The following is a 12,588-nucleotide window of genomic DNA, read 5'->3' on the forward strand; positions in this document are numbered from 1 at the left end:
CGTGTCGATATACTTTACAGGTTTAGTTCAGCGGTAAAGGAGAGAGGATATGATCAAAAAGATTAGTATGACGATTTTGGCACTGTTTTTACTCCTGCCATCCTGGAGTCAGGCGGGATCTTTCGGAAATGATGATCCTTCTGGAGTTCCGGGGCAGTGGTATGTAGGTACAACCCCTTCATATGTGGCTCCATCTAAGCAACCGATCCTTTTTGTTCATGGTTTAAACAGCTCTTCCAATACATGGTGGAACGAAAACAATATGTACGACACTGCCTACCAAAATGGATATGAAACCGCTTTTATCGATTTGTATCCTACAAAGAATATGTGGGACAACGGCGCGCTCCTGGCGCAAAAAATACGAGAGATTTACAATTACTACGGAGAGAAGGTTGTGGTTGTCGCCCACAGTAAAGGAGGAATCGATACTCAATCTGCTCTCGTTCACTATGGTGCCTTTCCTTATGTGTCAAGAGTGATCACCCTTTCTACACCTCATCACGGCTCCCAATTGGCGGACTTGGCTTATAGCAGTTGGGCGGGTTGGCTTGCTGGCATCCTTGGCAATAAGAATGATGCCACCTACTCATTACAAACAGGGTATATGGCTTATTTCCGCTCCGAAACCGATCAGCATGTTAATGTCAATAAAAATCCGATCTATACGTTCGGAGGGACGAAGTGGGGGAGCTTTGGAAGTTCCTTGTACTGGGGTGGATTATATCTGAGACCTTATGGAAGCAATGACGGGGCGGTTACGGTCAATAGTTCAAGACTGTCTTATGCCACAGAATTGAGGGTTGGGGACTGGAATCATTTCAATATCAAGGAGGGATCGTCTACATTCAATCTATTTAAGGATTACTTGAATGAAACCACCATAAATTCAACGGGTTCAAATACTCTAAGTAAGGAGTCCTTCAACACTGAGGCAGGTTCGTATATCAAAGGAGGGGAAACCAGTGGAAAGAAAGTAGAAAAAGTCATGGTTGAAGCTGGTGCAGAGTCGGTCACCTTTGACTGGATCAGCGATAGCTCTTCCTCTCAATTGGCTTTGAAAGATCCCTCAGGGGAAATGTCTTCTTCTTTCCAAGTGAAAAAAGACGACAGTGAATATTTCAATGGGGCTTATCATCACACCATTACGATCCAAAAACCCGCATCTGGTGAGTGGATCTTGGAATCACACCCTTCATCACCTGAAAAATACCTTATGGTCGTTTCCTTTGACAGTGTATTGAATGATAGCGTAGAAGTGAAAATAGTCCAGGATGAAATCATTTTGAATAAAAAGGACAAAAAGGTTGATCTGATTCACGATATGACACTGGAATACTATAAAAATGGAAAGTTGAAAGAGCATAATGTGAAAGCCAAAAATGGCTCGTTAAAACTGCCGGAGCTCGGAGAAGGGGTTTATAATATAACCATTGATTTAGATGGGAAAAAGAACAAAAATAAGTTTAATCGAACTATCATCAAGACGATTTATGTCGATTCAACAGGTAAGGTGTTTGCTCAGTGAAAAGGGAGAATAGGAGTTTAGAGAAGCTGCTGATAGTGGGCTTCTCTTTTTTTGTGGAATACAGACAAAGAGATACTGAACCATTCGTCTCGCTTCAATAGTTTGACAAAAGTAAACATTTTTTGAAAATGATAGGGCTGATTATCTATACATCATTCCGGAACTCGGTCCCATTGTTTCATTTTAATAATTGGAAAAGGGTTTCGATCTTTTAACCTCTAATTATATGAGAGAGACGAAATATATGAGGAGGAATACATAATGAAGAAGAAACTAATGATTGGTGCTCTTTCAAGTGTGTTGGTGGCGTCAGGAATATCCTACACTGCCCCGGGAGTATCGGTTCTTGCGGATGGCCCAGATTATAAAGGAAACGAGACGATTAAAAACGAGCGTCTTCATAGTTACGAGGAAATGGCGGACATGCTGCAACATCTGGATCAGAAATCAGATGCTCTTTCACTGGAAGTGTTCGGACAGTCTGTCAAAGGCAGAGATCTTTACCTGGCAAAATTCGGGAACAATGAGGATAATCCGACAGTCCTTTATTTAACTCAGCAGCACGGAAATGAAACCTTGACGACTGAAGGAGCTCTTCAGTTTATCAAGCAGCTGACATCGAACTCAAAAGAAGTGAACGAATTGCTTGAAAACGTGAACATTTTGGTTGTTCCCCGCTTAAATGTAGATGGGGCAGAAGGAGACGTGGATTTTTCGTTGGATGATTATGTGGCGGGCACTCACACACGATACAATGCGAATGGGGTGGATTTGAATCGTGATCATGTCGATCGAAATCAGCCTGAAACGAGGGCTCTTCATGAAAACGTCCTCCAAGAATATATGCCTGATTACATGATTGACCTTCATCATCAAGGTGCAGAAACCACTCTCGGAGATACAGACGAGCTTGTCTCCGGTTCCATTTTATATCCGACTAATGAAGAAGTAGATCCCGAAGTCGTAGAAAAATCAAAGCAGCTTGGTGCAGTCTTATATAACACGGTTGAAAGCCGCGGATTCGGGACCCTCTCTAAATACATTGGCGGTTCCGCTCAAACGATTAGCCGAAATGGACTTGCGGCTGAATACGGGATTGCGACCCTCCTTTTTGAGATGAGGGGGATGGCTGATCACTATAGAGAGGATTATGTCCTCGGGCAGAAGAGCAATGGATATCTTATAAAGCAGGCGGTCATTAGTTTAGAGGCGACGGCAAAGGCGATTGCTGATGGCTCCATTGAAGAGGTGGATACATCTTTCTGGGATACGCTCCCTGAAAGCTCATATAATCGAAGTGAAAGTGAATAAGGAATGGTTATCGGGTGCACTTCTTTAGAGAAGATGCACCTTTTTAATGGATTGGACATGAATGATCTGACTACTTCATTCCCTTTCTCTTTTTCCATTCCAAAATACATAGACCCATATTCTACTATTCATGGTACACTTTACATAAAAAGCATTAGAGGAGATAAACGTATGTATGAGCATTTTGAAGTAAACATAACACCTTTCAATCGCAAGAGAAAAGTGCGTGTGTATTTACCAGATGATTATCATGAAATGGAAAACAAAAGGTACAAAGTACTTTACATGCATGATGGGCAAAATCTTTACCGGGACGAAGATGCTGGATATGGAATGGCATGGAGAATCGGAGAGTATCTAGATAAGGAAAAGATGGATCTTATTGTAGTAGGGATTGACTGCAATGATGGATTAAAAAGGTTGGACGAATATGGGCCGTGGGAAAGTACGGAAATGACTGATGTGTTTTCAGCAGATCGCACGTCGATAGGGGGAGAGGGCAAGGAGTATATCGAATTTATCGTAAATGAATTAAAGCCCCTCATCGATCGTACGTACCGGACGAATCCTGAAGAAACAAGTATGGCTGGAAGTTCCATGGGTGGACTGATATCGACCTATGCCGCGTGCATGTATCCTCATATTTTTAGAAAAGCAGCATCCATTTCATCTGCTTATTGGTTCAATCAATTGGAAATCGAGGACTTGATCAAAGAAAGTGACCTATCACAGGTGGAACGTTTTTACATGGATATCGGCACAAAAGAAAATACAGAAACCATTGATGATTTGACCTACATCGATTCAAGCAGGGATGTCTACCGTATACTCAAAGAAAAAGTTCAGGACTGCCGCTTTGAAATAATTGATGGTGCGGAGCACAACGAAATCGCATGGAGAGAAAGGGTGCCGATGATTTTTGAATACTTGTTCAAGGATTAAGAGGGACGGACCTCCAAATTAATGATAGATGATGGAACGAACCCTGATTATGGCTATCATTAAGGGAATCAGGTGGGGAAAATTGGAGGTCCGTCCCTCCAATAGGAAGAGGTGGTTATATTGGGTGCTTTGTATCTTTCTGGCGGTGGGGATAGGGAGCAGACGTTGGCGATTGATAGGGAGTTTGCTGGTGAGTTGGCCGGGGGGAAGTCGTTATTATATTTGCCGATGGCTATGGACCCGGGTGATATCTCGTATGAGGCGTGTTATGAGTGGATTAAGAGTGTGTTTGCACCTTTGGGGGTTCAAGACATTACGATGTGGGTGGATTTTAAGGGGAAGACTATGGAAGACCTTAAGAGATACTCTGCAGTGTATATAGGGGGTGGAAACACGTTCAGTTTAATGCATACCATTCTTCAATCGGATTTCCACGTTCACTTGTCCGCTTTCAAAGAAGAAGGCGGCATGATTTACGGCGGCAGTGCAGGTGCGATTGTCATGGGCAGTCATATAGCAACTTGCACCCATATGGATGATAATGATGTCCACCTCAAGACGAGAGCTGGATTGTCTTTTCTAGATGACTTTTCGATTTGGTTTCATTACGAGGAAGAAAATGACCCGTTGATCCATCAATTTATTCAGGCATACCGTAAGCCTGTCATAGCCCTGAGTGAAGAGACCGGTCTGAAAATCCAGAGTGGCAAAATGGAAATACTGGGTACTAAGCCCGCCCATACTTTTGATAGGAATCAGATGAAGCGGGTTATTGAACCTGGTCGATGTATTTGAATGCCAATGATTAAATAAAAGAAAGAAGGAGAACCATGAAGCAAAATATTTATGACAATCCCACATTTTTTGAAGGTTATATGAATTTGCGCGATTCCAAAATGACCTATAATGATTTCCTTGAACAGCCTGCAATGAAAGATACGCTTCCAGATCTGAAAGGGAGAAGGGTAATGGATCTTGGATGCGGAACCGGCGGGATGTCGAAATACTGTATTGAAATGGGTGCATCAGCTGTCGTAGGGGTGGATATTTCTGAAAAGATGATCTCCAGGGCATTAGTAGAAAATAGAGACGAGAATATTACATACGTTTGCAGTCAGATTGAAGATCTATCCCTTCCATCAGAACTTTTCGATTTGATTGTAAGTTCACTTGCGATCCATTATATAGAAGACTATGAATCTTTGATCCAAAATCTCCATTCCTTTTTAAAGCCTGGCGGGTTGTTGATCTACTCAACTGAGCACCCGGTCGTAACCGCCCGAAAGGACATGAAAAATTGGTGGGAAAATGCAGAAGGGGACCGGCTGCACTGGGCACTTGATCATTACCGGGAAGAAGGGAAACGGGAACAGCATTGGTATGTAGACGGAGTGATCAAATATCACAGGGCAATACCGACCTTGGTTAACGGGCTAACCGATCATGGTTTCATGTTGGAAAAGATGCTGGAGCCCCTGCCCACTAAGGAAGGGATCGATCTAATGCCAAGTTTGAAAAATGAAGAACGAAGGCCGTCATTTCTTATTTTGAAATCAAGGAAAACAGGCTGATCGGCTAATAAACTTGTGATAAGTATCTCATATACATATAAAAAAGGACTTCAGCTTGTGATGTCCTTTTTCATGTTAATAGAAGCAATTAATGTGCTTCTACTGCTTTATTAAGTGTTTGATAGACTTTAATTGTTGAAATATTAATTCCCATTTGCACAAATTCGATACTCATTTCGGGGCGCATGCCTGATAAAATTGGTTCAATTCCAAGTAATTTAAGGCTGTCAATCAGTTTCATGACCCCTTGTTGAAATAACGGATTCACTTCATACACACCGGAAAGGTCAATGATCAATTGTTGTATGGAAAGCTTTTTGCACTCAAGAAGAACATGCTCTGCCATCATTTCTCCACGAACTTCATCGACTTGACCTATTAATGGCAGTACAGCCAAGTCTGAGAAGATGGGGACGACCGGCGTAGATAAGGAAAGATATTTTTCCTCAGAGATCTTCAACTGCTCATCTGCATATTCACTATACGCTTCACAAAAAGCGGAAATCATCGTTGTGAACGATTCGTCGATATCATGTGTAATCTCCAGAAGGATCTCTTTTGTCAGAGTGTCATCATTTTGAAGAATTACATCTTCCAATATCGCTTTTTTATACAAAGAGACTTTACTTATTGACATATTGAGAGGGATTCCTTGACCGCAAGCAAGTCCTCCAACCTCTTTTCCCCAGTTCCTTGAATGACTCTCAAAGCTTTCCCCTTTCAGTAATCCATTCCCAATGAGTTCAATGAGCTGAACAAAATATGGCAGACTGTCATTTCTTCTTTCCTCTATATATAGGTCGGGGTACGATGTTGCAAGTTCAGAGAAGATCGAGTTGGCGATTTCCCATTTTCTTTCAAACAATTGATCCCCAATGGAAGTGGTGATTGTATGATGAGTCATTTTCATCCTCCAGTTGAATCTTTTTCCTTTAGTATAGAGTATTATGCCTATTTAGTATAGGTGAATAATAGTATACCAGGTATATTGACAAAGAAGTAGATTTTACCATATAATTTCAATAATTTATAATATTTCCAATTTATTCGATTCGAACAATGTATTGTAAAAATATGGTCTATGCAGCTGTTGTGTAGTAAAATCCATTAAGGTTGGGATCGTACAATGAAGATAACTGAGGTGGTGACTCTCGTCCGTAAGATTCAGTTCTTTTAGGAGGAGGGTTTTTTATTTAATTCAGGGGAGTGTTTTGAAATGAATACCGTATTAATTGATGTTCCTACAATGATAGAAACAGAAAGACTGGAACTAAGGATGCCTCAACCGGGTGACGGTCGTGCAGTCAATGCAGCGATCAAGGCTTCCTTAACAGAATTACAGCCGTGGCTGGGCTTCGCCCGAAGTAACCCATCTGTTGAAGAAACGGAGACGAACACCCGTGAAGCACACGCCAAGTTCATTACCAGGGAAAGCCTAAGGTATTTGATCTTTTTGAAAGATACCGATGAATTCGTCGGTTCTACAGGTTTTCACAATATTGATTGGAGTGTTCGGAAATTTGAAATCGGATATTGGATCGACACCAGGATGAGTGGAAATGGATATATGGCTGAAGCGGTCGGGAAGCTAACCGAATTGGCTCTGAATGAGCTGAATGGAAAAAGAGTCGAGATAAGATGTGAATCCAAGAATGACAAAAGCAGGGCGGTTCCTGAAAGACTCGGCTATGAATTGGAAGGAATCCTTCGAAATGAAGACCTGTCAGTCGATGGAGAACGTTTAACGGATACATGTGTGTATGGGAAAATATCCGGAAGCAGAATGACATGATGGAGTGCCTTTGCAAATGCAAAGACCGTTTTATAGAATGGTAATGTAATAATTTCCAATATTTCAAAAAGGAGGTTTTCATATGCAACAATACATCTGTAAAACATGTGGAGTTCAGTATGAAAAAACGTCTGAAATCCCAGAGCATTGTATGATTTGTGAGGAAGAGAGGCAATATGTCAACCCGACTGGTCAATCCTGGACCACATTGGAAAACATGAAGGCTGAATCTTTCAGAAATAAGATCATTCTGGAAGAAACTGGTCTATACAGTGTGAAAACATCCCCGGATTTTGCGATCGGACAGACTGCTTATCTCGTTCAACACGAAGGATTCAACTTATTATGGGACTGCATTTCATATCTTGATGAAGAAACAATCAGTGAGTTCACTAGATTGGGAGGGTTGGACGCCATTGCATTATCCCACCCACATTATTATTCTACTCAAATAGAGTGGGCGGAAGTTTTTGACGTACCCATCTATATTCACGAGGATGACCGGGAATGGGTGATGAGGAAAAGTGATCACATCGTTTATTGGTCAGGTGAATCTATTCATATACATAACGGACTCACCATCCATCGACTTGGTGGGCACTTCAAAGGAGGTTCCGTCCTGGAATGGGAATCAGGTTTCAATGGTAAAGGCATCCTACTAACAGGGGACATTATCCAGGTAGTCGCAGACCGGGAGTGGGTCAGCTTCATGTACAGTTATCCCAACCTTATTCCCCTTCCGGCTTCAAAAGTAAAAGAGATCGCGTTAAAAGTGGATGAAATGAAGTTCGCCCGTTTATATAATGCCTTCCATCGGATTGTTAAGGAAAATGCACATGAAAGAGTGCAGGAGTCTGCCCAACGTTACGTAAGCGCCTTGGAAGGTACTTGGTTTAAGACATGAAATTAAACCGATATTGAACGGGTTGGTTCACTGTGAGGATGCATCTGTTAAATGAGCTGCTTTGGATAAAGTCATGAACATGATCGGGGAAGAGGTAACGAGGCATATGGATTGATTAAAGCGGATAGAACATAAAAACAACCGGTTTTCTTCAAAAAATCCGGTTGTTTTATTCCGTTGATTTTATGAAACCGGCCAATCTTTTTTTAACATACTATAGGTTACAATGTCTTCATAATGATCATATAACCACTGCCCATCCCGTGTGATCCCTTCTTTTGTAAAACCTAAACGGGCTGGAATCCCTATGCTTTTCCCATTGTTGAGGGCACATTGGATTTCCACCCTGTTCAGATCCAATTCGTTAAATAAATAGTTTAACAGGGAAGAAACAGAACGTGTGATGATTCCTTTTCCTTGTGCTTCTTCTGTAAGGAGATATCCGATGCTCGTGCTCCGATTTTTCCAATCGATATAATGCAACCCGATCATACCGACCAACCTTCCATGATAACGTATCCCTGCATCAAATCCGTTGTTATCCGCATAATTCCGGATCCAGATAGGGATGACCGGCTCTAGATCCTCTGGTGATCGGCGTTTATCGACCCACAGAAGCCACGGACGAAGATGATCCCGGTTCGAATCAATCAGTTCATATAATTCCTCCTTATGGTGCTGTTGAAATAGCTCGATTGAAATCTCTTTATCTACTGTAAATGAAAACATGGAAACATCTCCTTTATAATATTTAGAAAATTATACCATGTTTGTTGATTCGTAGAACAAAATGTATGGATATAAAGGGGATTTATTTTATAATAGTAGAAAATAGTTGAAGGAGGTGGTGACATGGTAATGAGATCGATCTTGCCAGAGTCCCAAGCGTCTCATGCAAAGCCTATTATTAGAAAGGCGACACTTTGCATGGGATGGTATCTAATTTGATCGCCCTGAAAGTTCATTTCTAGTAAGTCGGCTTTGCACCTTATTGACTGAATTCAGATAGAAGATAAGGAGCTGACTGAAATGAAATATGTAAAAGCGGAAAGTGTGTTACCTCAATCATTGGTAAAAGAGATCCAAAAATATGTACAGGGGGAAACCCTTTATATACCGAAACCGAAAGCGGAGCACCGAAAGTGGGGGAGCCGTTCCGGAAGTAGAAGGATCATTGATGAACGAAATGCCAAAATCAAAGCCGCTTTCTCAAATGGAAAGCCGATCCAAGAATTGGCCTGTGAATATTATCTTTCAAGTGAAACAATCAAGAAAATTGTCTACAAAAAGCACTGAGTTGTATCGGTGCTTTTTTCAGTGTATAGATTAGTTCTAAGTGAAACTCTACATATCCAGAAAGCATATAAGGGTATATAGTATATAAGAGAGCACATTCGTATCTGCGTGGCAGAAAAAAGTGCAAAATGTTTTAGATTTAGGAGCGATAACGATGGATCCATTTATTCGAAATGATCAATATAATTTCATTAAGTATCAAACACAGGCGCTGATTAACGGGTATTCAACCGTTAATGATCTTGGTGTTCTCGAAGCATTGAGGGGACTCGTGTACGATAAGGTGATGAATCTATTCGAAGACCTATCCCCATTGCAGCAAAAGGAACTCCAATCGATTGTTACTATCCGTGATACAGAGCAAGCAGAGGATTTTCTGATTGGACTAAAGCCATTCGTAATCCCTTTTCCTGCATTGAGTGATTCCGCAGTGAAAAAATTATTCCCAAAGGTAAAAAAGTTAAAAACACCTGCATTGGATGAAATAGAGTTAAAAGAAATTTCCTATCTAGGCTGGAACGACTACGGTCAGGAAAGGAAATATATCGTTGCTGAATTCGAAGGGAAGTTGAGAGGCTTTAAAGGGACATTCAAAAACAGCAGCAAGAAAGGGCTTTGTACGATATGTAACACGTTTGGAAGTGTTGGTTTTTACCTTTCCGAATCCAAAACGTCTGCTCATGGAACCTTTGTAAAGAAGGGGAATTATATTTGTCAGGATAGTGTTGAATGTAATGAAAAGCTGAAAGATAAAGAGAAATTGGATGATTTTATCCAACGGATCAATCATTAAGACCATACGCTGGGTAAAGTTCCCGGCATATGTTTTTTTATCTTTATACTATATTACGGAATTCCAATTCTTCTCAACACTTATAAATCCCTTGAAACATTCCCATACTTTAAGTAGTATAGATAAGTAGAAAATTGTAGAGTTTCGAAATGAGGGTTTTAAATGGAAAAGAAATCCATATATGGATTAACATTAGATCAACTGACAACTTGGCTTGTTGAAAATGGACAAAAGAAATTCCGTGCGGCTCAAGTGTGGGATTGGCTATATAAAAAGAGAGTGACAAACTTTGCGGATATGAAGAATTTGAACGCTGACTGTGTTCAGCTACTGGACGATCACTTCTATCTTCACACGCTTACACAAGAGGTTAAACAGGAATCGAAGGACGGTACGATCAAATTCTTGTTTAAACTTGAAGATGGTAATCTGATCGAGACCGTTCTGATGCGTTTTAACTATGGCTTGAGTGTGTGTGTCACGACACAAGTGGGCTGTAACATCGGATGTACATTCTGTGCAAGTGGACTCTTGAAGAAGAACCGTGATTTATCAAGCGGCGAGATTGTCGAACAGATCATGAATGTTCAACATCATTTAGATGAAGCAGGAAATGGAGAGCGTGTCAGTCACATCGTGGTGATGGGGATTGGTGAACCATTTGATAACTACGATAATATGATGGACTTCTTCCGTGTCGTGAATGATCAGAAGGGTCTTTCCATCGGAGCGCGCCATATTACCGTTTCCACAAGTGGACTGGCTGATAAAATTTACAAATTTGCCGATGAGAATATTCAAATCAACTTGGCCGTATCTCTTCACGCACCAAACAACGAATTGCGTACAAGGATCATGAAGATCAACCGTGCGTATCCGCTCGAGAAGTTAATGCCAGCGATTGATTACTATTTAGAAAAAACAAATCGCCGCATAACATTTGAATATATCTTGTTGAGTGATGTGAACGATCATAAGGAAGAAGCTCTCCAGTTGGCGAAACTGTTGAAGAATAAGCGTCATCTTTCATACGTCAACCTGATTCCTTACAATCCGGTCGACGAACACAATCAATATCAACGTAGTACGAAAGAAGCCATCGTTGAATTCTATGGTACCTTACTGGAACATGGCATCAACTGTGGCGTACGTGTTGAGCAGGGGACAGATATCGACGCAGCCTGTGGTCAGTTGAGAAGTAAACAAATCAAGAAGGATAAAGTAAAATCGTAATATGTATATATGGAGCACATGAATTCCTAATGGGGATTTATGTGCTTTTTTTTATGATTTTAAAAAGTTGAAACTTTTGTTCGATTAATATTGAATTTAACATTCTATAATTATAGAATGTATGTAGAAAGAAATTTTTGGAAAAGGGGTGTTTGAATATGGATGTACTTCATATGACCAGTCGGAAGAGAGAAACATACGAGGTGAGAATCGAATCATCCCTTCTATGGGAGAGTGCTTTAGGGATTGCCGCCATCACTAACACTAGGCTCATTGATACGCTGGAAAAACCCAAAGCATCATGGGATAAATTAAAAAAGTCTCTATCTAAATCCCTGATCCGGGAGTTAGATTATGTAGAAAAGAATAATACTTGGAAATCCCTTCTCCTGTTATTGCATCAAAGAGGATTTGGTTCATTACAAGAGTTCATCACGTTTTTAGATGATTTGGAAGATGAAGAAATTAAATACCTCTGCATTCCCTACATAGGGCTTAAATTTCAAGAACTTCGAATGCTTGCATCAAAGGGTGATGTGCCATCACGGAACAGATTAAAGGACCAGACGGATGATAACCCATATTATCCAGGCTATATTGAATTCATTTGCACGACGAATGTCCACAAACTTAAGACGCACTTAATGGGTGTAATGTCCAGATGGTATGAAGAAGTGATTCTACCTGAAAAAGAAACGCTATCTGCAATATTGACAAGGGACAGACAGTCAAAGGTGGAGATGAGTAAAAAGCTGAGTCCCGAGGCTTTGGTGGAATGGGCCACCGGCGGCATCACCTATTTACCCGAGCCGGCTGTCCACACAGTACTCCTCATTCCCCAGTCCATTTACCGTCCTTGGAATGTCGAAGGGGATATTGAAGGAGTCAAGGTGTTTTATTATCCTGTCGCAAACGAAAGTATCTATCCCGATGACAAGGATATGCCAAGTTATTTTCTCGTCCAGAAGCATAAGGCACTTGGGGATGAAGCCCGCTTGCGAATGGTGAAATTCTTGAAGGGGTCAGAACGGACGCTCCAGGAAATCACCAATGAACTGGGCATGGGAAAATCAACGGTCCACCACCATTTGAAAATTCTCAGGTCGGCTAGGCTTGTTGAAACCCTTGATGGGAAGTATCGCCTGAAAGAGAATGCCGTTCAATCATTATCCAATGAATTGAAGCACTATTTAACAAAGGAATAAAGGGGTGTCCAGA

General features: G+C 41.1%; 13 protein-coding genes. 11 read left to right on the top strand and 2 right to left on the bottom strand.

What is annotated here, in order from left to right:
• The first annotated feature begins 49 nt into the window (after positions 1-49).
• The 5 genes from BVI01S_RS11735 (at position 50) to BVI01S_RS11755 (ending at position 5,352) form a co-directional block, all read left to right on the top strand.
• Positions 50-1,528 carry a lipase family alpha/beta hydrolase gene (locus tag BVI01S_RS11735; RefSeq protein ID WP_061810257.1) on the top strand — a complete coding sequence of 493 codons (1,479 nt, stop codon included), beginning with the start codon at positions 50-52 and terminating at the stop codon, positions 1,526-1,528.
• Positions 1,529-1,789: 261 nt separating this feature from the next.
• On the top strand, positions 1,790-2,839 hold the full coding sequence (locus BVI01S_RS11740; RefSeq protein WP_061810258.1) for a M14 family metallopeptidase: 1,050 nt from the start codon (positions 1,790-1,792) through the stop codon (positions 2,837-2,839).
• 171 nt (positions 2,840-3,010) lie between these two features.
• Positions 3,011-3,781 carry an alpha/beta hydrolase gene (locus tag BVI01S_RS11745; RefSeq protein WP_034759775.1) on the top strand — a complete coding sequence of 257 codons (771 nt, stop codon included), beginning with the start codon at positions 3,011-3,013 and terminating at the stop codon, positions 3,779-3,781.
• A 120-nt stretch (positions 3,782-3,901) separates the two neighbouring features.
• Entirely contained in the window at positions 3,902-4,576 is a 675-nt protein-coding gene (locus BVI01S_RS11750) for a Type 1 glutamine amidotransferase-like domain-containing protein (protein WP_061810259.1), read from the top strand.
• Between the two features lie 35 nt (positions 4,577-4,611).
• On the top strand, positions 4,612-5,352 hold the full coding sequence (locus BVI01S_RS11755) for a class I SAM-dependent methyltransferase (RefSeq protein WP_061810260.1): 741 nt from the start codon (positions 4,612-4,614) through the stop codon (positions 5,350-5,352).
• A gap of 88 nt (positions 5,353-5,440) precedes the next feature.
• On the opposite strand, the gene BVI01S_RS11760 is transcribed toward BVI01S_RS11755, so the two are convergent.
• Positions 5,441-6,256, bottom strand: coding sequence for an STAS domain-containing protein (locus BVI01S_RS11760; RefSeq protein WP_034759767.1), 816 nt, complete (start codon positions 6,254-6,256; stop codon positions 5,441-5,443).
• Positions 6,257-6,568: 312 nt separating this feature from the next.
• Between BVI01S_RS11760 and BVI01S_RS11765 the strand changes: the two genes are divergently transcribed.
• Both BVI01S_RS11765 and BVI01S_RS11770 read left to right on the top strand, forming a co-directional pair.
• Complete coding sequence (locus BVI01S_RS11765; RefSeq protein WP_061810261.1) at positions 6,569-7,144, top strand: GNAT family N-acetyltransferase; 576 nt, start codon at positions 6,569-6,571, stop codon at positions 7,142-7,144.
• 82 nt (positions 7,145-7,226) lie between these two features.
• Complete coding sequence (locus BVI01S_RS11770; protein WP_061810262.1) at positions 7,227-8,048, top strand: MBL fold metallo-hydrolase; 822 nt, start codon at positions 7,227-7,229, stop codon at positions 8,046-8,048.
• Positions 8,049-8,231: 183 nt separating this feature from the next.
• On the opposite strand, the gene BVI01S_RS11775 is transcribed toward BVI01S_RS11770, so the two are convergent.
• A complete protein-coding gene (locus BVI01S_RS11775; protein ID WP_061810263.1) occupies positions 8,232-8,777 on the bottom strand; it encodes a GNAT family N-acetyltransferase in 546 nt (181 codons plus the stop codon).
• A gap of 300 nt (positions 8,778-9,077) precedes the next feature.
• On the opposite strand from BVI01S_RS11775, the gene BVI01S_RS11780 reads away from it, so the two are divergent.
• The 4 genes from BVI01S_RS11780 (at position 9,078) to BVI01S_RS11795 (ending at position 12,575) form a co-directional block, all read left to right on the top strand.
• Positions 9,078-9,344: a CD3324 family protein gene (locus BVI01S_RS11780; RefSeq protein ID WP_061810264.1), complete on the top strand. Its 267-nt coding sequence runs from the start codon at positions 9,078-9,080 to the stop codon at positions 9,342-9,344.
• 154 nt (positions 9,345-9,498) lie between these two features.
• Positions 9,499-10,137, top strand: coding sequence for a FusB/FusC family EF-G-binding protein (locus tag BVI01S_RS11785; RefSeq protein WP_061810265.1), 639 nt, complete (start codon positions 9,499-9,501; stop codon positions 10,135-10,137).
• A gap of 162 nt (positions 10,138-10,299) precedes the next feature.
• Positions 10,300-11,370 (top strand): dual-specificity RNA methyltransferase RlmN, encoded by a 1,071-nt coding sequence (rlmN, locus tag BVI01S_RS11790; protein WP_034759748.1) that lies wholly within the window; start codon positions 10,300-10,302, stop codon positions 11,368-11,370.
• 158 nt (positions 11,371-11,528) lie between these two features.
• The gene (locus BVI01S_RS11795; protein WP_061810266.1) at positions 11,529-12,575 is read left to right on the top strand and encodes an ArsR/SmtB family transcription factor; all 1,047 of its coding nucleotides are present in this window, start codon (positions 11,529-11,531) and stop codon (positions 12,573-12,575) included.
• Positions 12,576-12,588 lie beyond the last annotated feature (13 nt).

This window comes from Rossellomorea vietnamensis NBRC 101237 (assembly GCF_001591825.1).
GTDB lineage: Bacteria > Bacillota > Bacilli > Bacillales > Bacillaceae_B > Rossellomorea > Rossellomorea vietnamensis.

Excerpts from the sequence above, each read along its gene's own strand:
- BVI01S_RS11755 (WP_061810260.1), top strand. The coding sequence starts at position 4,612 with ATGAAGCAAAATATTTATGACAATCCCACATTTTTTGAAGGTTATATG.
- BVI01S_RS11760 (WP_034759767.1), bottom strand. The coding sequence starts at position 6,256 with ATGACTCATCATACAATCACCACTTCCATTGGGGATCAATTGTTTGAA.
- BVI01S_RS11775 (WP_061810263.1), bottom strand. The coding sequence starts at position 8,777 with ATGTTTTCATTTACAGTAGATAAAGAGATTTCAATCGAGCTATTTCAA.
- BVI01S_RS11735 (WP_061810257.1), top strand. The coding sequence starts at position 50 with ATGATCAAAAAGATTAGTATGACGATTTTGGCACTGTTTTTACTCCTG.
- BVI01S_RS11795 (WP_061810266.1), top strand. The coding sequence starts at position 11,529 with ATGGATGTACTTCATATGACCAGTCGGAAGAGAGAAACATACGAGGTG.
- BVI01S_RS11780 (WP_061810264.1), top strand. The coding sequence starts at position 9,078 with ATGAAATATGTAAAAGCGGAAAGTGTGTTACCTCAATCATTGGTAAAA.
- BVI01S_RS11745 (WP_034759775.1), top strand. The coding sequence starts at position 3,011 with ATGTATGAGCATTTTGAAGTAAACATAACACCTTTCAATCGCAAGAGA.
- BVI01S_RS11765 (WP_061810261.1), top strand. The coding sequence starts at position 6,569 with ATGAATACCGTATTAATTGATGTTCCTACAATGATAGAAACAGAAAGA.
- BVI01S_RS11740 (WP_061810258.1), top strand. The coding sequence starts at position 1,790 with ATGAAGAAGAAACTAATGATTGGTGCTCTTTCAAGTGTGTTGGTGGCG.
- BVI01S_RS11770 (WP_061810262.1), top strand. The coding sequence starts at position 7,227 with ATGCAACAATACATCTGTAAAACATGTGGAGTTCAGTATGAAAAAACG.
- rlmN (WP_034759748.1), top strand. The coding sequence starts at position 10,300 with ATGGAAAAGAAATCCATATATGGATTAACATTAGATCAACTGACAACT.
- BVI01S_RS11785 (WP_061810265.1), top strand. The coding sequence starts at position 9,499 with ATGGATCCATTTATTCGAAATGATCAATATAATTTCATTAAGTATCAA.